Origin of the sequence: Pseudoalteromonas aurantia 208, assembly GCF_014858725.1 — a bacterium.
Taxonomy (GTDB): Bacteria; Pseudomonadota; Gammaproteobacteria; order Enterobacterales; family Alteromonadaceae; genus Pseudoalteromonas; species Pseudoalteromonas aurantia.
In genome coordinates, this window is sequence record NZ_AQGV01000010.1 from 198,738 (window position 1) to 224,211 (window position 25,474).

General features: G+C 40.4%; 22 protein-coding genes and 1 pseudogene. 13 read left to right on the forward strand and 10 right to left on the reverse strand.

Annotation, left to right across the window (positions count from 1 at the left end; genetic code table 11):
• Positions 1-11 precede the first annotated feature (11 nt).
• Positions 12-2,054 carry a glycoside hydrolase family 97 protein gene (locus tag PAUR_RS02500; protein WP_192506243.1) on the forward strand — a complete coding sequence of 681 codons (2,043 nt, stop codon included), beginning with the start codon at positions 12-14 and terminating at the stop codon, positions 2,052-2,054.
• Between the two features lie 242 nt (positions 2,055-2,296).
• Entirely contained in the window at positions 2,297-2,785 is a 489-nt protein-coding gene (locus PAUR_RS02505; RefSeq protein ID WP_192506244.1) for a hypothetical protein, read from the forward strand.
• Between the two features lie 24 nt (positions 2,786-2,809).
• Here the strand turns inward: PAUR_RS02505 and PAUR_RS23885 are convergent, their stop codons facing one another.
• Both PAUR_RS23885 and PAUR_RS02515 read right to left on the reverse strand, forming a co-directional pair.
• Complete coding sequence (locus PAUR_RS23885; RefSeq protein WP_192506245.1) at positions 2,810-5,362, reverse strand: protein kinase domain-containing protein; 2,553 nt, start codon at positions 5,360-5,362, stop codon at positions 2,810-2,812.
• Between the two features lie 125 nt (positions 5,363-5,487).
• Positions 5,488-6,618 carry a hypothetical protein gene (locus PAUR_RS02515; protein WP_192506246.1) on the reverse strand — a complete coding sequence of 377 codons (1,131 nt, stop codon included), beginning with the start codon at positions 6,616-6,618 and terminating at the stop codon, positions 5,488-5,490.
• A gap of 644 nt (positions 6,619-7,262) precedes the next feature.
• Here PAUR_RS02515 and PAUR_RS02520 point away from each other — a divergent pair.
• Both PAUR_RS02520 and PAUR_RS02525 read left to right on the forward strand, forming a co-directional pair.
• Positions 7,263-8,195, forward strand: a complete 933-nt coding sequence (locus PAUR_RS02520; protein ID WP_192506247.1) for an alpha/beta fold hydrolase — start codon at positions 7,263-7,265, stop codon at positions 8,193-8,195.
• A 227-nt stretch (positions 8,196-8,422) separates the two neighbouring features.
• The gene (locus tag PAUR_RS02525; protein ID WP_192506248.1) at positions 8,423-9,106 is read left to right on the forward strand and encodes a DUF1707 SHOCT-like domain-containing protein; all 684 of its coding nucleotides are present in this window, start codon (positions 8,423-8,425) and stop codon (positions 9,104-9,106) included.
• A gap of 56 nt (positions 9,107-9,162) precedes the next feature.
• On the opposite strand, the gene PAUR_RS02530 is transcribed toward PAUR_RS02525, so the two are convergent.
• Positions 9,163-9,684, reverse strand: a complete 522-nt coding sequence (locus PAUR_RS02530; RefSeq protein WP_192506249.1) for a GNAT family N-acetyltransferase — start codon at positions 9,682-9,684, stop codon at positions 9,163-9,165.
• The gene (locus PAUR_RS02535; protein WP_192506250.1) at positions 9,681-10,883 is read right to left on the reverse strand and encodes an MFS transporter; all 1,203 of its coding nucleotides are present in this window, start codon (positions 10,881-10,883) and stop codon (positions 9,681-9,683) included. The genes PAUR_RS02530 and PAUR_RS02535 overlap by 4 nt, the downstream gene beginning before the upstream one ends.
• Positions 10,884-10,985: 102 nt before the next feature.
• On the opposite strand from PAUR_RS02535, the gene PAUR_RS02540 reads away from it, so the two are divergent.
• Both PAUR_RS02540 and PAUR_RS02545 read left to right on the forward strand, forming a co-directional pair.
• Positions 10,986-11,879 (forward strand): LysR family transcriptional regulator, encoded by an 894-nt coding sequence (locus PAUR_RS02540; protein WP_192506251.1) that lies wholly within the window; start codon positions 10,986-10,988, stop codon positions 11,877-11,879.
• Between the two features lie 80 nt (positions 11,880-11,959).
• Complete coding sequence (locus tag PAUR_RS02545; RefSeq protein WP_192506252.1) at positions 11,960-12,157, forward strand: hypothetical protein; 198 nt, start codon at positions 11,960-11,962, stop codon at positions 12,155-12,157.
• 60 nt (positions 12,158-12,217) lie between these two features.
• Here the strand turns inward: PAUR_RS02545 and PAUR_RS02550 are convergent, their stop codons facing one another.
• Positions 12,218-13,393: an MFS transporter gene (locus tag PAUR_RS02550; protein WP_192506253.1), complete on the reverse strand. Its 1,176-nt coding sequence runs from the start codon at positions 13,391-13,393 to the stop codon at positions 12,218-12,220.
• Positions 13,394-13,492: 99 nt separating this feature from the next.
• Between PAUR_RS02550 and PAUR_RS02555 the strand changes: the two genes are divergently transcribed.
• The 5 genes from PAUR_RS02555 to PAUR_RS02575 all read left to right on the forward strand — a co-directional run bounded on the left by PAUR_RS02555 (position 13,493) and on the right by PAUR_RS02575 (position 20,332).
• Complete coding sequence (locus PAUR_RS02555; protein ID WP_192506254.1) at positions 13,493-14,299, forward strand: AraC family transcriptional regulator; 807 nt, start codon at positions 13,493-13,495, stop codon at positions 14,297-14,299.
• A 144-nt stretch (positions 14,300-14,443) separates the two neighbouring features.
• Positions 14,444-17,200, forward strand: coding sequence for a PKD domain-containing protein (locus PAUR_RS02560; protein WP_192506255.1), 2,757 nt, complete (start codon positions 14,444-14,446; stop codon positions 17,198-17,200).
• A gap of 343 nt (positions 17,201-17,543) precedes the next feature.
• Complete coding sequence (locus PAUR_RS02565; RefSeq protein ID WP_192506256.1) at positions 17,544-18,854, forward strand: trypsin-like serine protease; 1,311 nt, start codon at positions 17,544-17,546, stop codon at positions 18,852-18,854.
• 146 nt (positions 18,855-19,000) lie between these two features.
• Positions 19,001-19,522: a hypothetical protein gene (locus tag PAUR_RS02570; protein ID WP_192506257.1), complete on the forward strand. Its 522-nt coding sequence runs from the start codon at positions 19,001-19,003 to the stop codon at positions 19,520-19,522.
• A 156-nt stretch (positions 19,523-19,678) separates the two neighbouring features.
• Positions 19,679-20,332: an XRE family transcriptional regulator gene (locus PAUR_RS02575; protein ID WP_192506258.1), complete on the forward strand. Its 654-nt coding sequence runs from the start codon at positions 19,679-19,681 to the stop codon at positions 20,330-20,332.
• Between the two features lie 64 nt (positions 20,333-20,396).
• On the opposite strand, the gene PAUR_RS02580 is transcribed toward PAUR_RS02575, so the two are convergent.
• The gene (locus PAUR_RS02580) at positions 20,397-21,290 is read right to left on the reverse strand and encodes a bifunctional GNAT family N-acetyltransferase/hotdog fold thioesterase (RefSeq protein ID WP_192506259.1); all 894 of its coding nucleotides are present in this window, start codon (positions 21,288-21,290) and stop codon (positions 20,397-20,399) included.
• Positions 21,291-21,453: 163 nt separating this feature from the next.
• Between PAUR_RS02580 and PAUR_RS02585 the strand changes: the two genes are divergently transcribed.
• Positions 21,454-22,143, forward strand: coding sequence for a spermidine synthase (locus PAUR_RS02585; protein ID WP_192506260.1), 690 nt, complete (start codon positions 21,454-21,456; stop codon positions 22,141-22,143).
• On the opposite strand, the gene dtd is transcribed toward PAUR_RS02585, so the two are convergent.
• The 3 genes from dtd to PAUR_RS02600 form a co-directional block, all read right to left on the reverse strand.
• Positions 22,140-22,577 (reverse strand): D-aminoacyl-tRNA deacylase, encoded by a 438-nt coding sequence (gene dtd, locus PAUR_RS02590; RefSeq protein ID WP_192506261.1) that lies wholly within the window; start codon positions 22,575-22,577, stop codon positions 22,140-22,142. The two genes, PAUR_RS02585 and dtd, sit on opposite strands and share 4 nt — an antisense overlap.
• Positions 22,578-22,638: 61 nt before the next feature.
• Positions 22,639-23,580, reverse strand: a complete 942-nt coding sequence (locus tag PAUR_RS02595; protein WP_192506262.1) for an alpha/beta fold hydrolase — start codon at positions 23,578-23,580, stop codon at positions 22,639-22,641.
• Between the two features lie 27 nt (positions 23,581-23,607).
• Positions 23,608-24,483, reverse strand: coding sequence for a virulence factor BrkB family protein (locus PAUR_RS02600; RefSeq protein ID WP_192506263.1), 876 nt, complete (start codon positions 24,481-24,483; stop codon positions 23,608-23,610).
• A gap of 86 nt (positions 24,484-24,569) precedes the next feature.
• On the opposite strand from PAUR_RS02600, the gene PAUR_RS02605 reads away from it, so the two are divergent.
• Positions 24,570-25,217, forward strand: coding sequence for a DUF2959 domain-containing protein (locus PAUR_RS02605; protein WP_192506264.1), 648 nt, complete (start codon positions 24,570-24,572; stop codon positions 25,215-25,217).
• Positions 25,218-25,236: 19 nt separating this feature from the next.
• Here PAUR_RS02605 and PAUR_RS24020 read toward each other — a convergent pair.
• Positions 25,237-25,365, reverse strand: a pseudogene (locus PAUR_RS24020) (IS982 family transposase); the annotation flags it as partial.
• Positions 25,366-25,474: the final 109 nt, after the last annotated feature.

Consider the following 25,474-nt stretch of genomic DNA (forward strand, 5'->3'; position numbering starts at 1 on the left):
AGGAACCTGTTATGCGTTTACTCACGTCGTTATCATTAACTGTTAGCTTATTATCGTGTACTGCTTTTGCTACCGTACACTCTGTAAGTTCACCAAATAATAATATTGTTTTTTCTATCTCTGATGAGCAAGGGCCACCCACTTATAGCGTCTCCTTCAACAATAAAAAAATCATTAACGGCTCCAAACTTGGTTTTGATTTTCAGCATCACCCAGCAATGCGCAGCAACCTAGCGATAGCTAAACATAACAAGAACAGTGCGCACCATCAATGGCAGCAGCCGTGGGGAGAGGCACGTACAATCACTGATCATCATAACGAATTAAGCGTAGTGCTGAAGGATAAAACGACGCAAGATATTGCATACATACTGCGCGTGCGCGCATTTGATGATGGTATCGGATTTCGATATGAAGTCAATAAACCCAATGCTCGCTATATTACTCGTGAATTAACAGAGTTTAATTTTGCAGATGCGCACAATAGCACGGCTTGGTGGATACCTGCACGCGGATGGAATCGCTATGAGTATACCTATAACACCACCTCATTACCTAAAGCAAGCCATGTCCACACACCATTTACTCTTAGAAATGCCGATGGCGTTCACGTCAGTGTTCATGAAGCAGCCCTTGTTGACTATGCAGCCATGACACTGAATCAACGTCGTCCAGGGACATTCGTTGCTGACTTAACTCCTTGGTCTGATGGTGTTGCAGTCAAAACCAATGGTCAATTTAAAACACCATGGCGTACCATTCAAATTAGTAATTCAGCGACTGGCCTCTTAAATTCGCATTTAATTCTAAATTTAAATGAGCCAAACAAACTGGGAGACGTTTCATGGGTCAAACCAGGTAAATACCTTGGTATCTGGTGGGGCATGCATATTGGTAAAAATACTTGGGGCAGTGGTGCCAAGCATGGCGCGACAACTCAAAACACAAAAGCGTATCTCACCTTTGCAGCTGAGCATGGCTTTGATGGTGTGTTAGTCGAAGGGTGGAACCTAGGTTGGGATGGTGATTGGTTTTCTAATGGCGACGTATTCAGCTTTACCAAAGCTTATGATGACTTTGACATTAATGCCATAGCTGAGCATGGTCAAAAAGTGGGGGCTCGGCTTATTGGCCATCATGAGACCTCAGGGAGCGTCAGTAATTATCGAACACAAATGGAAGCGGCCTTCAAACTCTATCAACAAACAGGTGTTCATCAAGTAAAGACCGGTTACGTTGCGGATGGAGGTAACATCAAGCGTATAGACGAGCGAGGCAATGCGCGTTTTGAATGGCATGACGGTCAATTCATGGTGAATGAGTATTTAGCCAATGTGACACTCGCAGCCAAGTATAAAATCAGCATAAACACACATGAGCCGATAAAAGATACGGGGTTACGTCGTACCTACCCCAACTGGTTAGCGCGCGAAGGAGCCAGAGGGCAAGAATTTAACGCTTGGGGAACACCTCCAAACCCGCCTGAACATACGACTTTGCTTGCTTATACCCGTATGCTCGCAGGGCCTATGGACTTTACGCCTGGCATTTTTGACATGAGTTTTAATGGTCTGGGCGAGAACACTAACCGACCTCAAACCACACTCGCTAAGCAACTCGCTCTGTACGTAGTTTTATATAGCCCCATTCAAATGGCGGCAGATTTACCTGTTAACTATCTCGCTAAGCCCGATGCTTTTCAGTTTATTAAAGATGTCCCGACCGATTGGGAACAAAGTATTGCCTTAGCGGGTGAAGTGGGTGATTACGTTGTTTTTGCAAGGCAAGAAAGGAAACGAGGTAATTATCGTGGCAACGACTGGTACCTTGGTGCAATTACTGATGAGCAGGCCAGAACACACACGGTTAAATTGAACTTTCTAAGTGAAAACACCCAATATGAAGCACATATTTATCAAGATGGAAAACAAGCCGAGTGGAAAAATAATCCATATGATATACAAATCAATAAGCAAATCGTTACCGCAAAAGACACGCTGACCTTAACGCTCGCCCCCAGTGGCGGCACCGCTATCCGTTTTAAAGCATTATAATCGCGTTGTTATGCATGAGGTAACACCTCATGCATTTTGCTTGCTTCATACGCTACATTGAAGAAATACGCTCCAATAGCCTTCGCTGAATTCACTCTTCTATTATCGGCGCTTCTTTTAAATTTTATCTCTTCACTATCAAACAATAATAAGTCTCATAGAAGTGGTAGTATTGCTATAGTTACAATGTAAGCTCTCATCATTGTACGATGATATATTAAAACTAACAAAGGACGCTGATAATGGCAAAGAAGACCTTAAATTTCACCGTAGAACCGAAAGATAATGGCAAAAACTGGACGATTAGTGACTCTAACGAAAAACCAGCTGAAGAAACACGCATAAACGTACAAAACAACATTCACACAATCGTACTTAAATACACACTGACTCAAGCAAGTACAGCTGATTGGAAATTCGCAGAAAACGGAACTTTGTTTGTTCATGCCCAAGATAACTTCAATTATCAACTAGATAGCGAAACACATTCCAACGGACATGAACTAACAATTAACATTACTGCAATTCAAACCGGTGCAACAATTCCTGAAGAAGTCCTGCACCTCATGTTACAGAACCCGAATACGGCGTTAAAAGTTGACCTGTCTGATAAAACAGAATATGCCGTAGATTTCAGGATTGTCGCCAAAAAAGCCGGAGATGCAGCGGAGGTTCGACACTTTTCACAAGATCCTAGAGTCGTGATCATTGATGTCGAAGTCCCTCATTAAAGGTCGAAGCCCCTTAACTTACAATTACAGCAAGTGACACCTTTGAGCAAGCTGCTGCTCTCTATTGAGCAAAGTAATAAACGCAGCTTCATCGCATAGTCGGTCAAACCAGCTAAGTTGATAAAAAACAGGGGCTAACCCTGCATTAATACTTTGTTCAATGGCAATAACTGCTGATTTAGGCTCATTCGCCAAAACAGATACAAGTGCTGACGAGAATAAATAGTCAGCCTTGTTTTTATGCCCTTCATACAGAGATTGCAATACCTTTAAAGCGTCTATATGTTTCCCCAAATGTGCCAATGCTTGTGCGCGATCAAGTAACTTGGTGTACTCTTGAGTTGACGCAGTAAGTGCCAATATCTCTCTATAATAACTATGCGCTGCTTCTTTTTTTCCTTGTAATAGTAATGTATCAGCAAGCCCTAAAAGGTATAAGGTATGTTCCGGTGCATGCTTTACCGCATGTCGAGCATAAGTTTCTGACTGCTGATATTGCTGTTGAAGAGTGGCAATGGTTGCCAAGTTAGAGTAACTTTCTAAGTCATTAGGAACAGCTTCAATCACTTGCTGGTACAAAAGCAATGCTCTATTTAATTGACCTGTGAGCAATGATAAATCAGCTCTTAAGCGCATGGCACGGCTATCTTCAGGTGCCAACTCGGCTACTTTATCCAAATGCACTAGCGCATTCTCATAGTCGCCTAAATACGTGTATAAAATAGAAATATTGCGCAACAGAGTTAATGTTGGCCGCAGTTTATTGGCCTGTAAAAAGTAATCGATAGATTTTTCAAACGCTTGGCTTCGCTTATAATAAACACCTTTCAATGTCAGCTTTTCATAGTTATCGAAATCATAATTATCGAGTTTTGCCAGTAATGCTTTGGCTTCTTTTACCTTACCCGAGGCTTGTAACAGCTCTAAAGAGCCTGAAAGATAATTCAAGCTCTGTCTGTATTGCGCAGGTGCAGAGTCTAAAATGTTTATAGATTGCTTTAACACAGACTGGTCATCTGTCTTTCTAAAGTATTTAATAGTTGCAGACTTAAGTAAATTATAAGCGGGATAAAAATCTGGTGAACGTACGATGATCTTGCGTAAAGCCGCTAAAATGTCTTCATTGCTTTTACCTTGCTGAGTAACCATCGTCATCAAAGAAAAGTACTCATTGTAATCCTCAGCCGCAATCGTATTGCTTACACTCTTGTTCTGACTTGTAATAACCTGTTGCAAACTTTGCATCATAGCCATTAGGAATTTAGAAGGGCTATCAACAGCCACAGAGAAATGATCACTTGCAACCGTGTTAAATGATTCAACATCAATCACATCAAACTCTACTTCACATGCATACACAGTACAGCGTGCATTGGGCAACAGTAATATTTCAGCCTGCAGTGCTTTGGCTATTGCTCGTAAATCATTATTTTTTGGATCTTGTCGATAAAGTTGCATAACATGACGAATTTCGCGAGCTGGAATGACAGAATATCGTTCATCAGTAATAAAAGTCTGTTCAATCGCATTTTTTAAAGTTGATTCAACAACTTGTTTTTGCGCGCGTAATTCGCCGGTATTATCACTAAACTCTACAGGTAATGCGGCAACATACACTTTAGGTAAATGGGTATACCATAACCAAGTCCCTAACCCCAATATACCGCAGAGACAACATACCAACGAAGCTATCTTCCACCGTCTGTTGATAGGTTGTTTTCTCCCAGACAAATCAGGTATCGGTTGAGTAACACCACTTTGCTCATAACTTACCGTACTCATAATTTGTTTAAGCTGTTGAATAATTTCAATACAGCCGTTGGGTCGTTCTGTTTTTTTAAATTGCAATAAATGATCTATCAGCTCAGCTAATTCAATAGGAATACCCAGCATATTACGGGCATTAAAATTTAATGCCCGCGTTTTAACCTCTTCTGCAATGCCTTTATCGTCACAGGTTTTAGCTTGTGTGGTGTAAGGGTGGCTTCCTGTCAGTAGTTGATAAGCCAGTAACCCAAAAGAAAACAAATCACTACGCATATCTAAAGGCTCTTGCCTCAACTGTTCTGGAGACATGGCTGTTAAACTACCGAAGCTGCTTGGACTTGAGCTTGATTCTGTACCCACTAACTGAGAGATACCAAAATCAACTATTTTGGCCGTTTTCGATTCATTAATCAGAATATTGGAAGGTTTAAGATCTAAGTGTAAAATATTTTGTTGGTGAGCACTGTAAAGTCCTTCTGCAATATCAATGAGCAGCGAGAGTTTCTCTTCGAGTAAAACATTATTTTCCTGAACATAATTGTTTAATGTCGCACCTTGTACGTACTCCATTTCAATTGCAAATTCATTTGAAAGTTTCCTGACATTATAAACCTGTACAATATTACTATGATTCAGCTTAGCGAGTAAGCGTGCTTCTGCTACTATATCTTCATTATTGTGCTCAACCTGCTTAATTACCTTAAGTGCAACACGCCTTCCCAAATTTTTATCTGTAGCTAAAAATACATGACTCATGCCCCCTTCACCAATAGGAACAATATCAGTATAGTATTCATTAAAATTCTTCACTACAAATCTTACCCAATCATAAATGCAACAGTGTATCTTGATATAATTATGATGCCTAACTATTTAATCCTAGTAAAATATTATATTTCAGTAACCTTTAAATGGTGTGGAATACCCTTCGCGCGTTACACGACCTCAAGTACCCACACATAAACAATCGGCTTACCATTTTTATAGCTCACTTTAATGTCAATCAAATCCCCACTGACAATTTGATTCACTGAAAACTGGGCTTCAGATAATAAATAGTGACCATTCTCGAAACGAATATTTACCTCAGAAGTCACTGTAACTCCTTTGACCTTAGCCAGTTCGATTAAGGCATCTTTAATAGCATAATCAATGGCCGTACTGAGTAATGTATCTGCCGTCATCGCTCCCATTTCACCAAAGTTCCCCAAAGCGATGGCACGGCCTTGATAGTAAGGTTGCGATTTCCAATCACCAGCTAACTTAAAGCGATGAGGTATAATTCGTTGTACCTCATATTGTGCAACGAAGGTGTTACCGTACGTACATGATCGCGTGTGTAGAAGTGGAGCAGACAGACGCTCAGCTGTTACCTCTCCAGAACGAGAGCGCTTAATGCTATGCACAATCTCCCCAGACAAATCTTGATACAACTCTGTTTGAGTATCAATCACTTGAACATTAGCTGTATCGAGTAAACTGGCAATAACACCCGCATTTCTTTCACTTTCAGCTAGTTGTTCATGTGGTATGGCAGTAAAGTAACTGACTGAGGTAATCGTATTTTGGTCTGTACTACACAACCACTGAGGTGAACAAGTGTCAAAATTGCAATGCTTTTCAGAACAAGATAATGGTAATGCGACCGCCGAGCCTATAAACGCATAACTGTATATTACTGCCTTAGTTACATGAACAGGAACAAACGTCACAGCGTGTCCACTACTAAGCGAAATTACCATATGGTCTTGCGCCGTTACATCCGCAAAATCTTGATCCGTTAGGTTAATTTTGTGGAAATGTGCAAGCTTACGCAACGCTGTTTTTCTGCTTGTTTTGATTGCAAGTTGACCATATGCATTCAATACTGCACTTGTTCCAATAAACCCCCGCACATTGTCCGACACAGGTGCCTGTAACCAACAAGGTAAGGTATCAGATCCTAAGTCAGTCTCATTGTTTACGCGCTCAAGTCTGTCATTACTAGTACCCGTCGTATTTTGACAGCCAACCAATAAGCAAGTCATCCCTCCCCAAATAGCAGCATGCACCCTGTTTAATTTCATCTATACTTTCCTTGTATTATCCATCTCAATCTCCCTTTAAATACCATCTACCATATATGGGATTAACACGGTCGTATAACGGAGAATCACTGTTCAATAACGCTCTAAAATAGATTTACACTGGTCAAGTAGTATACTAAGTCCATAGAAAACTAATCGCCACCATGACTGATCTTATCTCAATAAAGTATGATCTGATCAATTTAGCTGATGAGAAACGGCAAAAAACTCATACTAAATTTTCGCTTCACGACTAATTTCAAAACTAGATACATAAAGTATGAAATGTTAAAACTCGACAACATACAACCCATAACAGCAATAAACAACAACAAAACACACACTACATAAAAGAGCAAACCACCTCATTAACCAAAATCAAACAAATAAAGATCGCATTTTGAGCGACTTAACAAGGTCGCGGTAAATTCATCCGAATGTTACAAGCCAATAAAAGCCAATAGGTATCACAACAACATATAAAGTTATCTGCACAGTAAAAGGATCTTTGATCTTGTTCTTCTCATCATTGGCCTGGGAAGTCCTGCGAACCTCAGCAAGTAAATTGATGAGTATTTCATCAAATCCGCTATACTCCAGATTTACGCTTTATCACCTTATTGACGCACCTATAGAGTGTTGTAATGCACCAAATCCAAACGAAAAATGGCATCGTGATTAGCTATCAAGATTTCGGACATAAAAAAGCTCCCGCTGTGATTTTGATTATGGGGCTAGGCGCACAAATGACCGTTTGGCCTAAAGAGTTTTATCTCGAGTTAGTTGATAACCATTTTCGGGTTATTTTATTTGATAATCGAGATGTCGGTTTATCTAGTCAATTTGATGAATATGGATGCCCGAGCCTCTTTGATACATGGATCAATAAATATTTGTCTCTCGGCAAGCCTGCGCCATATACATTAGAGTGCATGGCTGATGATGTATTAAATCTTATGAATGAATTAGCCATCTCACGCGCCCACCTTGTTGGGGCATCTATGGGAGGCATGATAGCGCAAATTATTGCAGCCAAGCATAAACAAAAAGTCATCAGTCTTACTTCTATTATGTCAACACCCGGTACCTTCCATTTGACGACAAAAAGCATCGTAGCTTTACTCAAGTTACTCCCCCAGCATCAAACAACATCAACACACGACAAAGCCATTGAATACAATGTTAAATTGAACCAAACTATTGGCAGTCAAGGTTTTTTACCTGATAATGTTACGTTGCGTCACAATGCAACAACACAAGTAAACCGCGCATACAACCCCAACGGAATAAAGCGTCAATTACTCGCTATTGCCGCAACCGGCAATAGGTCTCAACTATTGAAAAAAATAAAGGCACCAACACTTGTGATTCATGGCAGTGAAGACCCGATATTTCCCATCAAAGCGGCGCTACAGACAGCGCAATTGATCCAAAAATCAAAATTAAAAATCGTAACTGGGTTAGGTCATGACTTTCCACCTGTTTTAATGGCACAAATTGCACAATGGATCACTAAGCATATTAATAAAGCTGAAAATAAACGTATAAAAAAACAGCTGAACAAACTCACTAAATAAATAGATCTGACGCCGGCACTATACATTGCAATTAATAGCGTCTGCCAATGTCATGCCAAGCATGATGTGCGAACAGTTAGTAATATTGACTAATAGTTAGCTAATTTGATTCAATTAATAAGAGAGAGCAAACAGCAAAGTATTGATTTTATTTAATTAAATAACTGGTATTAATATTGCTGTACATAGGAATATCAGTGTAATTACAGCGCATCAGGGAGCAAGTCATGCCAGTGTCAGCAAGTGATCGACCATTAGAGAAAGTAAAAGAAGAAGTCATTGACCAATTAATTTTAAACTATAGCCATGGTGAAATCTCAGCTGATGCATTCGAGCGCCGCCTAGATCAAGCCTATGCCTGTAACGACCAAGTCGCACTGATGGCATTGGTGGCAGATCTCCCACTACAAACAGATCCGAGATATCACACAGAAAAAGCATCACGTATGCAACCTAAGTTTACTGCTTCAAGTAACAATGATGCACCGTTAACCATTAGATCTATTTTAAGTTCAGATCAACGTTCTGGTGAATGGGTTGTCCCCAAAGAAATTACCATTAACAATTACTTCGGCAGTACAGAGCTGGATTTTAGAAATGCTATATTCACGCACCCGGATGTCATTATTAACGTGAACAGTGTTATGGGTAGTGATGAGTTTATCGTATCCGAAAATATTGATGTCACCACATGTACAACTAATATAATGGGCTCAGTGAGTAATAATAAGCCTAACCTTGCCGCTACGAATTTAACCACGCAACGACCTCGACTTCATATCCAAGGTAAAGTGATCTTAGGCAATATCGACATCCGAATCAAACAATCGATAAAACAACAAGTCACGCAATTTGCCAATGGTTTAAAAGACCTATTTCACGACGAAAGAAATAACCATAAATCCCATTAAAACCTCGTCAGATGTGTCCTGTTTATTCAGTCTACGGGACACATCAATTAAATTATTTATGTTTTGCATATACCATATGAATAAGCATCCAAGCGTTCACTGCCAATCAAAAAGTGAGATCGCAATAGACCTTCTCTTTGCATACCCAGTTTTTCCATTAACCGCCAAGATGCGGCGTTATCAACCGCACAAACCGCCACGATCTTCATTACTTTTAACTCTGAAAATAATGATTCGATAAGCATACTTACGGCCTCAAATGCATAACCAAAGCCGATAAATTCTTTATTGAGTCGATACCCAATTTCCCCAACTAAGCTCGGTTTGTTAACATACTTGAACATCAACTCACCAATAAGCTGCTGCGTATCTTTTTTGGTAATTGCCAATGCTAAACGTTGATTTTCTTCACCCAACCAAGGCTCACAGTTTTCACGTAAACGCGCTTGTGCTTGTGCTAGTGTTAAAGGCTCACCAATGTAACGAGACGTTTCAGGACAACTTCGATGTGCATAACTCGCCTTTAAGTCTTCTAGAATCATGGGTCTCATCAATAACCTTGAGGTTTCGAACTTCATACTGTACTCCGTAATATTCTACCTGAAATGTCTTTTAATCTGCGGTATAAAACAAGCTGTCTTGGTAACAATTTCACCCAAGCTAGCACTAATAAACTCGCCACCGTTAACGTGATCCACGCTAGGTCATGTATAGAGTGAATAATATAAGCATTACAGCCCACAGCAAGCAGTGTAAATACCAATAACTCACAAGCCCCAACCAGTGCATTGACACTCCCTGCCTGCGCCAAATAGTGAAGCCCAATCAGTTGCATATAGGCCGCAAAATAGCCACCAAACACCACCATCGCAAAACCATATCCCAATAACGTGCTGAGCAAGCCAAAAGGTAAGAGCAAATAACACAATGCGCTTAGCAAAAGTAATGGCCAAAATAGTGCAAATAAAACGACTTCATTTAAATATCGGTGTAAGCACTTACTAATAAACGCACCGATTAACAAACCACTCATTGGCAACATCATCATTGTGCCAAACTGCTGCTCTGTTAATGCAAAATGTTGCTGTAATAAAAATGGAAAATACAATTGCGTGGTCAAATATATAAACGTGGGTAGCCACTTAAATGCTGCTATAGCGATAAATTGAGCATCATTTAATAGCTGCCAGTAAGTTCTCAGCATTTTATATGGGTGTACTGAACGACTGGTGACCCTTTGCTTATTTGCAGGTAAAATCCACCAGCCCAGAGTTGCTACCATAAAAAAATACGATGCTAGGATCCAAGCAAGACTCTGCCAGCTGATTAAAGTACTGAGCGTCCCCCCAAGCCAAGGTGCTAATACAGAAACACCGCTGGCGGCCAGCGCTAAAGTCGCCATTGCACTTTTTAAATGTGCACCACTTAATGTTGCAGCGAGCAACGTCCGGCTTATCAATAATGGGGCAGCTGCGCCTATACCTTGTAAAACCCTGCCGAGCGAGAATATTTCCGCTGTAGTTGCTAATGCACAACAGGCTGTGCCTACAATAAAAATACCTTGCCCAATTAAAAAAACGGGTCGGTCACCAAACCGGTCTCGTAAAGGGCCTACGACTAATTGTGCGATGCCCAAACAAATAAAATAGCCAGTGATCATCGCTTGGCTTTGGCTTTGACTTAACGATAAGCTGTGCGCTATTTGTGGTAAAGCAGGCAAGAATATTTGGCTGGCCAACTGCGAACACGATAGTAATAAAATCGCCAATACAAGCATACATCCCCCCCCCTTTCTTTTATGCTAAGTCCACTATAGGCTTTACTTTGATGACGAAAAACACTGTAATTGGCAAAACATTATTTCTTAATAGGAATTAATATGGATTGGCTTACTGCTACTCGCAGCTTTATCGCACTCGCCGAGCACGAGAGCTTTACACTGGCGGCCGAACACGAAGGTGTCTCCGCCTCAGCCATGAGTAAACGAATTGACTGGATAGAAAAACAACTAGGAATAAGCTTGTTCACACGTACGACTCGGCTAGTCAAACTCACGACAGCAGGTCATAGTTTCTTGCCTAAAGCCAACGCAGTACTCATACAATTTGACGCCATGATCAATCACAGTGATGAAGCGACTAAAGTACCATCTGGCACGCTAAAAATAGCCGCAACACTCGCTGTCGGCAGCCATATTTTACTGCCACATATTCAAACTTTTTTGGCAAAATACTCACAAGTTACTATCCAACTTAATGTACTTAACCCTGGTGCATTACCCGACTTAAGAAATGATTTGGTGATCACTCGTCAATTTGAACAGTTTGACTCTGCAGCACATAAAGGCACACGGTTACTCGATTATCAAATGCACTTATTTGCGTCACCTGACTATATTGAGCACCATGCAGAGGTTCAATCTATTGACGATTTAGCCCAGCACAAAATGCTACTAAGTAATTATTATCAAAAAAAAGGCCATATAGAGCTAAGTTGTGGATCACGGTTTTTATTTAATAATTACAACTTTGTATCAGATAATCTAGATTCTATTTTAGAAGCTGCGATTCAGGGAATGGGGCTTATTTTTATTTCCCCTAGTTATATTCAAAAACAACTCCATGAAGGGACACTCGTACCATTGCTACCAAAGCTACGCTCTGCAACCAAACAATTGTGGGCCTATTACCCCAAGAGCACATTTGTTCCTCTCAATACTCGTTTATTTATCGATCACTTAAAACAACAACTAACACATTCTGTTTCATTTTAAATTGAATAATTTATTTACATGTATTCGGTAGGTGCTAATTTTTAATGTGCCAATTATGGCCATTTAAAAGGAATATAATAATGAAATTATCTTTAAATAAAAAAACAATTAAACGCCTATTAGATAAAACAACAGAAATTGATCATAAATTGACACCACAAGCAGCCGGTGGACGCCCTGAAGAAACGTTCTTCTGCCAAAATACACAAGTAATTTACTGGTGTACGCGACCAACATCTCCCAATGTAGGCTGCTCTAACGTAGAGCGCTGCTTATAACCGTTACGCATAGGGTCAATTGAAAAATTGGCCCTATTCTTACTGTACACGACATAGCTGCTAAGACGTTAGCGTGCTGATTTTACGTAGATGAGGGGATACAAACTGACTTAATATTAACGAACATCCCGCCAATACCGCGCCAAAGTAAAATACCAAAGATTGATCATATAACCACACCATACCAAATGCTGCTGGTATAATGACCGCAGCTATATGGTTAATTGTAAAACTCACACTGGCAGTTGCTGCGATGTCTTCAGGTTCCGCTATTTTTTGAAAATATGTCTTCAAAGCAATAGCCATTGCAAAAAACACATGATCAATAATATATAAAGCCGCCGCAAAAAGTGGAGAATCAACCAGAGCATACCCAATAAACACCAATACCAACCCAGAATACTCAATCGTCAGTGTTCGCTGTTCACCTATTTTGCTGATCATACGACCTACTTTGGGGGCAACAAATATATTAATGATGTGATTTATCATGTACAAGGTGGTAATTTGTGCAACATCAAAACCAAACTTTTCAACCATCAAGAACCCAGCGAATACCATAAATATTTGCCTGCGCGCTCCAGAGAAAAATAGCAGTATGTAATACAGGCTATATTTTTTACGCAAAATAATTTTTTTATGCTGCGATGAAGACATCTTAAATTCTGGAAACGCGACGACTAAATACACGGTTAACAACAGCCCAACCCCACCAATCACCAAATATAGTACTTGATAACCCGTCGCTAGAAACGTCACTGACAACCAAATACCCGCGTAAGTCACTAAAGAAGCAATTGACTTAACAGACAATAGCCGCCCCAATAGCTCAGGCGCTTCATCTTTATTGAACCACTGCAAACTTAACGACTGGTTAATAGTCTCAAAGTAATGAAAGCCAATCGACATTAAAACGGTGGTTGCATATAGACCATAAATACTCGGAAACAGCCCTGTTATCGCAACACCCATTGAGAGTATGCATAAACTGACCAGCGCAAAGGTTTGCTCTTTCAACACTAACAATACAAACACCGCTGTGAATGCCAAAAACCCTGGGATTTCACGTAAAGATTGCAGCATGCCCATGTTAGCCCCGGTAAATTGTGCCGCCTCAATGGCAAAGTTATTCAATAATGCCATCCAACCCGCAAAGGTAATAGCCATCACCGACGTCGCTATGGCTAAAAACCCAAACGGTGAACGCCATTGCTTTAAATCCAATTTATTGATCATGTTTGTTCCTAAGCACGCTTCTAATTGCAGCTGTTTCTTTAAATTGTTTAAACCTCCCAGCTATTGTATGCTCATAAGAAATGACCGAAATTACCAAAAATGACAGATAGCTTACCGGATCAGACACATCATAAGTGGAAAAGCGTAAAATCAGGCTTTAAATTAAACCAACTTAACAAACCGATTTTCCCACGCGCCATGACTATGCCTCCGTGGCAGCATGTGTATACCCACCAACACAGCTGGGGGCAGCTTGCCTACACTAGCAATGGCGTAATGACGGTAGGCACCCCCGTCGGCCGGTTTGTTATTCCACCTAACCAAGCACTTTGGCTTCCTCCTAACTTACCTCATGAAATTTTTTGTCGCTATGGTGGGCACTTTCGTAGCGTCTATATTGATAAGAAATATGTCGATATTTTAGGTCTTCATGCCAAGTTATTACACGTAGATGAATTATTAAAAGCCATGATTTTAGATATATGTAGCTGGGGATCTGATTACGGCTTAGACGGCAAAACCCTGCGCTTTATACAAGTATTCATAGATCGGCTGGAAATGGCACAAACCAGTACATTTTTTATTCCTACCGCGCAAGACAAACGATTAATCCCTATCATTAGTGAACTTCATGCAAACCCGGGCAACCCACGTACTCTTGAACAATGGAGTGAGCATGTAGGTGCATCTAGCCGCACCCTAAATCGCTTATTCAATAAGAGCTTTTCCATGAATTTTAGCCAATGGAAACAAAAACTCAGAGCATTACGCGCTGTCGAAATGCTCGAAGCTGGCCAAACGCAGCAATTTATTGCCGAACAACTCGGTTTTGAGTCCAGCTCGGCGTTTAATACCGCATTCAAAAAAGCCTTTAATTGCACACCTGGGCAATACTTAAAAAAATAACTTTTATTTATTTCATAAAAAACAATAATATCTGAAATAAATTACCAAAATCACTTAAAAACCGTGTGATTTTGGTGCATTAATACCTAAAAAATGTACAATACGCTCCGAGAAAAATCTCCGTAAATTGAAATATAGGCAATTATGAATACATTAAAAACCACTAAGGGATTAGCGGTCTCGCTATTGACTTTGGCTTTGACTGCATGTGGCGGCGGTAGCTCTACCCCCTCAACTGAAACACCGCCAACAACAACGACACCTGTCACACCGCCTGTCACACCGCCTGTCACACCACCAGAGCCAGAAAATGTAGCGCCTAGCATTGCAGACTTAACTGATTTGAGTGTGATGGAACGAGCAGAACTTACGGTTACAGCCACAGTAACAGATACCGACGGCACAATAGCAAGCTATGCATGGGAGCAGATTTCAGGTACAGCTCTTGAACTCTCAGGAACAGACACGGCCAGCATTCAATTTACAGCACCGAATATGACGGAATCAGAAAGTGTGGTTTTACGTCTAACTGTGGCAGATGATAAAGCAGCCACCACCAGCAAAGACTTCTCTGTATCGCTTGAAGCATATGACGCTATTTCTTCTGAAAACGTGACCGATCAAGCACTATTGAGTTGCGCACTCAGTACGAATATGGATATGGGTTCTGACTCCCTAAAATGTATCAACATCCCAGTATCAACATTGGATGACTTAAGCAAGTTTACAAACTTGAAATCAGTACATTTAGAAGGTACTCACATTTCAGACGTTGCGCCTTTGGCCAATATAAGCTCACTACAAAATCTCAGCTTAATAAATAACCCAATTAATGATATCACAGTTGTTGAGCAACTAGAGTCGTTAACGACATTATCAATTGTTCAAGGTGCCTACGGCTTTGAAAACCAAACTATCAGCCTAGATAAGTTTAGTAATTTAACCCAACTGACATTTAATGCAGAACAGCATAGTTACCACAAGAGATTGCATATCAAGTTCAATACAGTGCCAAATACTCTGACACACCTGAACTATGTGGAAGGTCGTGACTTTGATGAAGCGCATTTAAGTACACTCACTAATCTAACCCATTTAAAGTTAGACTCTGTAAATGTGAATGAAGCTCATATAAAGCCCCTAATTAACCTACAAAGCTTAGCACTGCATAATATTAATAACCTCGAATCACTGTCATTTCTTACTGTAATGCCAGCAATGAAAGTGCTTTCATTTGACAATATATCAGCTGCCGACTCGACTGCACTCTCTCTTTTAACAACCTTGACATCTTTGTCATTAGTAAATCACAACTTCACAGACTTAACCTTTATTGGCGCAATGACTGACTTAGAAAAGTTAGTGCTCAACGTTCGATATTCCAGACCTGATTTTGATGCTGCGCTTCTTACCGATCTAACTAAACTGACTGAGTTGGTAATTACTGGCTATAAACTAGTAAGTCCAGAACAGCTGGCAAACTTGACCCAACTGACATCTCTAACACTAAACAATACTGGCCTGGACTCAATCAGCTTTGTAAAAAGTATGTCTGAGTTATTAAAATTTGATGCGCGCAACAATTCAGAATTAAATGACATTGGCTGGTTAGAGTTCACCCCAAAAATAGAATACTTGAATATTGAACGTATTGGCAGCATTAGTAACTTATCTGTTATCAGTCAGCTACCAAACCTATCAGAGCTAGCACTAAGTATAAGTACAAATACAAGTACGTACTACAGCACGCATTTAGACGCAACTTTTTTGCAAAACTCAGCTCAGTTAAAAAAACTAACAGCTGAAACGCGTACAATTGAGAATATCGAAGTCATACAAAATATAGTCGCGTTAGAAGAATTAAATCTAAACGTGCGCACTCTGGATGCATTACCAAGTTTAGGGTCTCTACCGAACCTAAAAAATGTACTAATTCGTACTAGTAGTAGTGAGCTTACTGATATCTCTCAATTATCTCAAAATACCAGTCTAGAATCGCTGGAATTAAACGGACTCAGTAACGTAACCGATATCACCGTATTATCTGGCTACTCTAACCTAAAAACGCTCAAACTAGCGGGCTTTGAAGTATCAGATATAGCTCCAATCACACAATTAACCGGCCTGACCAGCCTCTCTCTACACAATTTTGATGAGCTTTTATCAGCAAAGGCATTATCCAGCTTAACCAATTTAACTACATTAGATTTAGAATCTTCATTTAATATTCTATGTGCTGACCTAGAGCACCTTAAAAATACGTTCGCGGATATCAATTACAAACAACCTTATAACTGTATTGAACAGCCAATTAACCTTGAACTAATTACTGATCCGACTATAGCTGAATGTCTAAAAAATGTAAGAGACGCGGCCAGAGTTACACAACTTAGCACATGTGGCTCCTCGCCAATCGAATCTCTCGCGGGAGTAGAGCAGTTTTCAAACCTTACCTATGTTAATTTCCAATCTCTTAATTCTGGTGCAATACTCAACAGCCCGGTACTCACTCAACTCGCTAACTTGGAGAGAATTGAGCTTTCTTATGGTACATTTACTAATTTAGAAGGGGTGACACTGCCTGAGCATGTCAAAACGCTTGCCATCTACGGTGCGAAACAATTTAGCATTAGCACATTTGTTGCCCCCGCATTAACGTCGTTAAATTTAAACGCTACCACCTTATTAGACCCTGCAAAGCTCAGCGGTTTCCCAGAGTTAACCCACTTATACTTAGAACAAACTGATATTCGTGATTTATCTGCCTTGCCCACATTAAGCAAGCTTAAGCTCGTATCTCTGAGTTATAATTATAACCTGCCATGTGCTGATATCGAGGCCCTTAAGGCGATTAGACCTGATTTAAACCTTCGTTTTTGGTCTACAAATTGCAACTCGTAATTCAGCAGCTTGTAATATTTTGTGAGCGTCTTAAGTCATATTAATTGACGCTCTTTTGCTGATAGTGCGCCGACAACTTTGGAGGCGCACTATGACTTTTTTTCAAGATGGCGTTTCTTTGTTATATCTTTGAAATCTTTTCTTCAATAAAAAATATAACCCCCTAACTCTACAATTAGCATAAAAACCTCACAAATGAGTGAAAATTAAAATAATATCACCTGTTCCTATTTGTAATTACATGACACAAAACTGAAAACAATTCATTTACATTTAGTTTGCATTTAGATGTCAGTCCCCATATTCTCGTTGCCAGATACAACAACACAACATGGAAATAACAATGAACAAGCGAAATTCATTATTTAAAAAGGTGTCTCCACTCATTACCAGTAGCGCGCTCCTACTAAGTGCCACGTCTTTAGCGTCAGAAATCACACCCAATATCGTCGGTGGCCAGCCTGCGGATACCAGCCAGTGGCAATTTTATACACAAATATTAAACTCAAATGGCTCCACCGCTTTCTGTGGCGGCAGCTATATTGGCGATGGTTATGTATTAACCGCCGCCCACTGCGTAAAAAACAAAGCAACACGGTTTTTGCATGTAAAAGTCGCAGGATTTGTACTCGGCGGCAATGATGGTGATCGTATCCAAGTCGCTGAGAAATTTGTGCACCCACAATATAACTCAAACACATTAAACAATGACGTCGCTCTACTGAAATTGGAACGTACCCCCACTGCCGGCCGCCAAGTAATACTGGCCCAAACCGACATTAACCACTATGCACGCAATGGTGACTTGTTAACCGTTGCTGGACTAGGTCGCTTAAGTGAAGGCGGCAGTCGTCCATCCAATTTGCATGAGGTCAGTGTGCCACTTGTCTCTGATCAAGCCTGTAATCAATCTGGCGGCAATTACGCAAACGTCGGCAGCGTCGCATTTTGTGCAGGCTATACCCAAGGCCAACAAGATTCTTGTAGTGGCGACAGTGGCGGTCCAATTGTGATCAATTCAGGCGGTCAAATTGTTCAATTGGGTATTGTAAGCTGGGGTATTGGTTGTGCGCGTCCTGCTAAATACGGCGTCTACTCTGACGTTGCAGCGTTAGGTAATTGGATCGATAGCGTCAAAGGTGGGGCTCAACCGGTTTCAGTTGCATACCAACAATCACAAACGTTACCTAACTTCACACTCGGTGAGCAAGTTTCACACACCTATGCAATTAAAAACACAGGGACTAGCGCATTTACGTTTAAAAGTATCAACTTAACCAATAGCGGTGTGGCTTCAACGCCGGTGACTGCTGTAGATAGTTGTAGCGCTAGCACATTACAAGCAAATCAAAGTTGCCAAGTCGGGGTTGAATTCACAGCGACAGCGCCGGGTACTGCGAATATTGCCTTGAATTTCAAACTTGACGAAAGCCCAAACACCTATGTTGCCAAAATAAGTGCTGTAGCGACAAGCTCTGACAGCAGCTGTAAAGGCACCTGGAACGCCAGCGCGGTATACGACAAGCCAGACCAAGTGACTTATTACGGTAAGGTGTACAAAGCACTTTGGTGGACACAAGGAGATGTGCCATCAGAATCTGGTACTTGGGGTGTTTGGCAAGAAATAGGTACTGATAGCAGCTGTAAAAACTAGCAAATAACACTTAAATATACTAAGGGGCAGTGCATACTTGCATATTTACTGCCTCTAATTTAATCATAATACTAGACTAGCGATGACCATGTATTATTCCTATAATAAGGTTGACAAGATGGATACACTCAACCTTAAGGATAGATATGAAAAGTCATTATATAACAGCATTATTTAGTTTATTAATTATTACACTGTCTGGCTGCACCACTACACAGCCCAACAAACAGCACTTCAATAAAAACGAAATACTCCCCAATATCGTTGGTTACAACAGCAGTAAAACAGTCATAAAACTGGATGATCACCTTGCTGATACCACCATTTTGCTGTTTTGGGATCCAGCGCAACATACCGAATGGCTTCACAGCCTAGATAAGCTCTTATCTGCAGCACAAGCCAAAGAAGTAAACCTAGAAATAATAGCCGTGTCATTCAAGACTAGCGGCACAGGTCACTTGGTTAAAAGTCACAAAGCGGCAAAAGAAGTCAGTATGCTGTACCATACCAGTGATATTATCTTTTCATATGCCGATAATGAAATCCGCAAAAGCTATAAACATATTAAAGCGCCAACAATTATTGTTACCAATAACAAAGGTCAATATGTAGCCTCTTTTAATAAGCTGAGAGATTTAGGTAAATACTTCAGTAAACAAAAAACCTGATTGCTTTTCCATGCGGTATTGAATATGTACCGCATTTGTTTCCATCACTGAATTTTTATCTTTTGCTGTACAGACATTGAGATGACGCGTAATCTTGCCCCGTTTTCTATCAGGCAACACACTGTATAAGCATTATTTAATCTTACTAGAGGGTTTATGATCAGCGCTTTTTCTCATCGTTTTAACGAACTTGTATTACAATTTTCTGGCGGTAATAAACGTCACTTCGCTGAGCTAACAGGAAAATCTCAATCTCATATTTACCGTATATGCCGAGGCTTAAGCCGCCCTTCGATGGCATATTTAGAGCACCTTTACGAACTATTTAAAATAGACTTAAACTGGTTGCTAACTGGACAGTACTCTATAGAACAACACACAAGCAGCCAAAGCACAGACCTGTTAATGGTGCCTAAGTTTGACATAGAAGCCAGTGCTGGCTTTGGTAGTGTAAACAACTCCGAAGATATTACTGAGCAATTTGCACTTAATAAGCATTGGTTAAGCACACAATTAGGGGTCTATGGAGAGCAATTAGCATTTGTTTCTATTCGCGGTGATAGCATGCTGCCAACCTTGCACCATGATGACATGGTATTGGTTGACCTCAGCCACCAAACACCTCATCAAGAAGGTATTTATATTATTCAAACCAGCGATGGTTTAATGGCGAAACGATTAAAGCAAGGTAAGCAACACATTGATGTCATAAGTGACAATCATGATTACCCTAACTGGAAAATTGATCACAGTAATGCCGAGCAACATGGTATTGCAGGAAAAATTGTTTGGTGTGGTAGAAGTATATAGCTAATAACGAGTTAAAGTGAATATATCACTTTAACTCGTAGTAAAATATTTACTTAATAAATACTTAGCGTTTGACGATGAATACGCCTTCAAATTGCGCCACCACAATATCTTGATCATACACATTTACTGGCACGATATATTTTGCTTTCCCATGTGTTTCTAACTCTTCTAATTTGCCATCACATTCAGCAATACATACTGTTGCTCGAGGTGCAGTCGTTAAAGGCTTTAAATACTTAATATTCGCGTCAGCTAAAACAATGTCACCTTCTAGGTTAAGCTCTTTTAGCGCTAAGTAGGTTGCCCCCCACCCAGTCAAAGTTGCCATACTATATATTGACCCAGCAAACATTGAATTATGTAAATTTAAATTCGCTTTGAGATCTGCACGTGTTGAGAACTGCCAGTCGGTATAACTTTCAACTTTAATGCCCATAGCATCGCTAATTGGAATAGATTCACGCCACGTATCTTGTAAAATTTGCGTCCAATCAGGGTGACGAAACCACCCTGGTTCAGACGGGTTCTGCTTCACCATTTTCCAATGCTGTATATCTCCATAGGCTAAATGTGCTTTTTCTAACACTTTATACCCATGACGCTCATAAAATGCGAGTGCACGTTCCCTTGCATACAGTACCAACTCGTCTGCATTTTGGTGCCATGCAAGTTTCTCTAATTCATGCAATAACCGCCCACCTAAACGGTGACCTCGATGTTGATCTGACACCGCCATATAGCGTACTTGCGCTTGCTGCTGAGTATTAAAGTGAAGCCTTGCAACAGCAAGAACATCGCCCTCATTATTTTTAATAAAGCGATGCTCTGACTCTTGCTCCAAATCATCTTGTTCCGAGCCTCTCGGCTGATCCCAAGGCGCTCTAAGCACTTGCCAGCGCAACTGATAATAATCTTGCCAATCTTCACTGCTTTGTGGTGTCGTCACTTGAAACATACGAATTCCTGTTGTTGTGCATCTTAAGATGATTTTTTATAACACCCCACCTTACTAAAAATTGGCTCTACTTCAAGTAACATTTAAGTCTTACAGGGTTTCTTTCGTAAATATTACTTAACAAAGTGGAATTACAGGAACGCTCGACTATGATGATGTAATTATGGTTAATTTTATGACTGCCGAGGGCACGGTCGCTAACCAATTTGTTAAACAAAGTCATTTGCTGGGTCATTTACTTTATTGGCATAAGCATGGCAGTGTTAGCATACAAATAAGGCAAGATAAAACCTTTAGATGGTTATTGATCAACGATACCTTACAATCTGTTGTGGAGAGAGACCACCCAGAGAATTTACTATTTCCTCACTTACAGCAACTCGCTCGCCTCTGGGAGTTATATCCGGCCCCAAAAAAAGTTTTGGAATTAGGCCTGGGCGCAGGCGCTATTAGAGACTATTTACATGCAACTTACCCAGAATGTGATGTGTTGTCGGTCGATAATAACCCAGATATCATCCGTTGCTATAAACGCTATTTTAGTGGTGATCACACCTGTGCTGTTGCGTGTATGGATGTTGATGACGCACTAACAGATAACAACATGTATGACTGGATCATCCTTGATTTATTTAGTGAGTTTGATGCTCCTATATTTTTATTTCAGCACCAATTTTACCGCCAGTTAAGAGCTCGACTGCGCCCTGGCGGAAAGCTATTTATAAATTTTTTAGCTGAACACGAATCACAGTTAAAACAATTAACGCACTTGCTCATTACTAATTTCGGAAGAAAACCTCATATTGAGCAAGTACCCTTATATGCAAACCATGTCATTGTGATCAATCGCTAGCTCTTAAGCATAAATGTTACTGGACCATCATTACATAAGCTCACTTGCATATCGGCACCAAACTCTCCCGTTGATATAACTAAGCCAAGTTCACGGGCCTGCTCCACAAAATAATTATAAAGGTGCTCTGCTTGATCGGGTGTCGCCGCACTTGAGAAACTGGGCCTCATCCCTTTTTTAGTATCTGCCGCGAGGGTGAATTGTGAAACTATCAATAAGTCACCCCGAATATCCTTTAAACTCAGATTCATCTTACCCTCCGAGTCAGTAAATATACGATAATGGGTGACTTTATGAAGTAACTTATCAACAGAGGTTTCATCATCCCCCTTTTCAACACCCAATAGTAATAAGATCCCCTGTTGAATCTCTCCTATCATAGCCCCATCAACCACCACATTTGCATGCGTCACTCTTTGGATTAGTCCTTGCACAAGCAGCTCTTTACATATTTAAATAGAACCAAATAATAACGTAAAGTGCAAATGAGTGGTATCAATGAGAGAGTTTACAAGCCAATAGATCTGCTGCCCGTCGTATAGCTTCAACGTAAACTTCATTTGCCCCACAATGACCCAAACCATCAAGTACATATAGTTGCGCACCAGTGTTTTTTGCCAATTGTTGTACCGCTGCGAAGCGACACACTAAATCATGACGGCCATGTATAAACCAAGTTGGAATGGTTTTAAGTTGCTCACTGACCTCTTGTAGTGGTCTTAATTGCAACATAATCTCTGGGCTAAAATAATGATTCATGAGCTTGGCTTGCTGAAGGATGCATTCAACATTATCCAAATGATATCGACCCGCTAAAGCTCCTAAGGTCAATTGACGATCCCAGGCATGCCACCGTTGCGCAGCTTTATGTTGCTGCAATTCATCTTGTCCTGTTAAATCAACTAAATACCCATTTAAGATTTGCTGAGTATCACTTTCACCTCGTTGGAACTTTTGGTACTGTTCAGGGTAAAACTGGGCCCCTGCGCTAAGTGGCCCATAAAGCCAGTCCAAATCATTTTGAGACGCCAAAAAACTAGCCCATAACACAAGCCCTTTTACTTTGTGAGGGAATTGACTAGTATACAATAGTGCCAATGTTGCCCCCCACGAGCCGCCAGCTAAAATACATTGCCCTATCGCTAAATGATCAATCAGTCGTGCTATGTCATCGACTAAATAACTCGGCGAATTATGTGTCAAAGCTAAAGGGGTTGATTCTCCGCAGCCTCGTTGACTAAATAAAATGATTCTATAGCGCTTCGGATTAAAATACCCCGCACTTTCACGACATAAGCCGGAGCCTGGGCCACCATGACAAACAATGACTGGCTGACCATTAATATCACCATATTCTTCAACATGAATTTGATGCCCCTCACCCACAGCTAAGTGGAAACTACGTATAGGGTCGTTCACCACATAACGTTGTGTCATATATCACACCTTAGTTTAAGGTGTATCTTACGGCTGCTCATTCTCCAATAAAGACGGTGCTTGACGCTCATCTAAGCACACCGTGAATTCAGCACCAAGTAGCACCACGATCCACGATAAATACACCCAAACAAACAAAATAGGCACAGTTGCAACAGCACCATAAATCACCTCATAAGATGGAAAATGACTTATATACATCGCAAATCCTTTTTTCGTCAATTCAAATAGTAGTGCAGCAAATAATGCACCTGGAATGGCAGCTCGAAAAGACACACGTGTATTAGGCACTAAAGTATAGAGCATAATGAAACCTGCCATTGAAATAACATAAGGTAATAGCTTTAATAAAAAGCCACTGAATCCTGGGATCCCTTGATCAGCAAACGAGACAAGTGACACAATATAAGACGTAACGCCAATACTGGCTCCCAGTAATACAGGGCCAAGCGTCAATACCATCCAATAGATGGCAAACGAAATCATCAATGGACGCTTTTCTACAACTCGCCAAATTCGATTAAGTGCACTATCTACATTTCTTATGAGCAATAATGCGATAGCGGCTAAAAAACTAATCCCCACAGCAGTCATTTGATTTGCATTACCTGTAAAAGCACTGATATGGGCTTTAATTGAGTCAGTAGAGGTCGGTACAAAATTATTGAAAATAAAATTTTCAATTGCTAATCGTGTATCTTCAAAGCCCGGAAATGCCGAAAAGATAGCAACGCCAACTGCAATCAATGGCACAAGTGATAGCAAAGTTACGTATGCTAAATACCCCGCATTAATCGTAATTTGATCTTCTTGGCAACGCCTAAAGTAGCGTAACCACCACTGAGGTTGTTGTCTTCCCCATGCTTTTATATGCAGTTCATATTGTTCAATCTTTTCACGCATAATGTACTTAATTCTTAAAAACACTTTGCACATCATAACAATCAGCTACATAATTTACAGCAACATACTAAGAAAATAGGTTGAATATGAAACACTTTACACTCGCTGCCACACTATGTTTTGTACTTACAGGCTGCCAAACTGCATACTATTCGGCAATGGAACAAGTCGGTGTTCACAAACGAGATATTCTAGTTGATCGTGTCGAAGCAACCAAAGAATCACAGCAAGAGTCACAACAAGAATTTCAGTCTGCTCTTGAACGACTCACGACTCTCATCAACTTTGATGGTGGCGAGTTGCAATCAGCCTATAACCAACTTAATGATGACTATGAATCCAGTTTATCAGCCGCAACCGATGTGAGTCGTAACATAGATAAAGTTGAAGATGTTGCTGGTGCTTTATTCAGTGAATGGGAAGAAGAACTGACACAATACTCTAGTGCAACACTAAAACGAGAAAGTGAAAAGAAACTCAAACAAACACAGCGCCAATTTGATAAATTACTACGCTCAATGCGCAGCAGTGAAAAGAAGATGCAGCCAGTGTTATCATCGTTAAAAGACAATGTCTTATATTTAAAGCATAACCTAAATGCACAAGCCATAGCAGCCATACGAGGCGAATTTAAAAGCTTAAAAAGCGATATCCAATCGCTGATAGACGATATGAACCGCTCTATCGCTGACTCAAATAAGTTCATTGCACAAATGAATAATAAAAATACATAACCTGAGTTCTATATAAAAACTAAAGCCGAGTTACCTTTATGCTCGGCTTCTTTGCTTGAAATGTATAAACAATCAACCCCGCTATTAACTTCACCATAAATGACATGCAGCTACGGTGCCTTGTGTGACCTATTTGAGCTATGTTTTTGGAGGCTGCAACAGTTTTAGTACCCATAACCTTGCCCACTCTTATGGATCCTGACCTACGTCAGGAAGACCATAAAGTCGGATTTCCGTGGAACTCGTCTCCCTGAATT

Excerpts from the sequence above, each read along its gene's own strand:
- PAUR_RS02535 (WP_192506250.1), bottom strand. The coding sequence starts at position 10,883 with ATGCTTGTATTGGCGATTTTATTACTATCGTGTTCGCAGTTGGCCAGC.
- PAUR_RS02505 (WP_192506244.1), top strand. The coding sequence starts at position 2,297 with ATGGCAAAGAAGACCTTAAATTTCACCGTAGAACCGAAAGATAATGGC.
- PAUR_RS02560 (WP_192506255.1), top strand. The coding sequence starts at position 14,444 with ATGAATACATTAAAAACCACTAAGGGATTAGCGGTCTCGCTATTGACT.
- PAUR_RS02575 (WP_192506258.1), top strand. The coding sequence starts at position 19,679 with ATGATCAGCGCTTTTTCTCATCGTTTTAACGAACTTGTATTACAATTT.
- PAUR_RS02580 (WP_192506259.1), bottom strand. The coding sequence starts at position 21,290 with ATGTTTCAAGTGACGACACCACAAAGCAGTGAAGATTGGCAAGATTAT.
- PAUR_RS02600 (WP_192506263.1), bottom strand. The coding sequence starts at position 24,483 with ATGCGTGAAAAGATTGAACAATATGAACTGCATATAAAAGCATGGGGA.
- PAUR_RS02565 (WP_192506256.1), top strand. The coding sequence starts at position 17,544 with ATGAACAAGCGAAATTCATTATTTAAAAAGGTGTCTCCACTCATTACC.
- PAUR_RS02520 (WP_192506247.1), top strand. The coding sequence starts at position 7,263 with ATGCACCAAATCCAAACGAAAAATGGCATCGTGATTAGCTATCAAGAT.
- PAUR_RS02595 (WP_192506262.1), bottom strand. The coding sequence starts at position 23,580 with ATGACACAACGTTATGTGGTGAACGACCCTATACGTAGTTTCCACTTA.
- PAUR_RS02500 (WP_192506243.1), top strand. The coding sequence starts at position 12 with ATGCGTTTACTCACGTCGTTATCATTAACTGTTAGCTTATTATCGTGT.
- PAUR_RS02570 (WP_192506257.1), top strand. The coding sequence starts at position 19,001 with ATGAAAAGTCATTATATAACAGCATTATTTAGTTTATTAATTATTACA.
- PAUR_RS02515 (WP_192506246.1), bottom strand. The coding sequence starts at position 6,618 with ATGAAATTAAACAGGGTGCATGCTGCTATTTGGGGAGGGATGACTTGC.
- PAUR_RS02585 (WP_192506260.1), top strand. The coding sequence starts at position 21,454 with ATGGTTAATTTTATGACTGCCGAGGGCACGGTCGCTAACCAATTTGTT.
- PAUR_RS02545 (WP_192506252.1), top strand. The coding sequence starts at position 11,960 with ATGAAATTATCTTTAAATAAAAAAACAATTAAACGCCTATTAGATAAA.
- PAUR_RS02605 (WP_192506264.1), top strand. The coding sequence starts at position 24,570 with ATGAAACACTTTACACTCGCTGCCACACTATGTTTTGTACTTACAGGC.
- PAUR_RS02555 (WP_192506254.1), top strand. The coding sequence starts at position 13,493 with ATGACAGATAGCTTACCGGATCAGACACATCATAAGTGGAAAAGCGTA.
- PAUR_RS02550 (WP_192506253.1), bottom strand. The coding sequence starts at position 13,393 with ATGATCAATAAATTGGATTTAAAGCAATGGCGTTCACCGTTTGGGTTT.
- PAUR_RS02525 (WP_192506248.1), top strand. The coding sequence starts at position 8,423 with ATGCCAGTGTCAGCAAGTGATCGACCATTAGAGAAAGTAAAAGAAGAA.
- PAUR_RS02540 (WP_192506251.1), top strand. The coding sequence starts at position 10,986 with ATGGATTGGCTTACTGCTACTCGCAGCTTTATCGCACTCGCCGAGCAC.
- PAUR_RS02530 (WP_192506249.1), bottom strand. The coding sequence starts at position 9,684 with ATGAAGTTCGAAACCTCAAGGTTATTGATGAGACCCATGATTCTAGAA.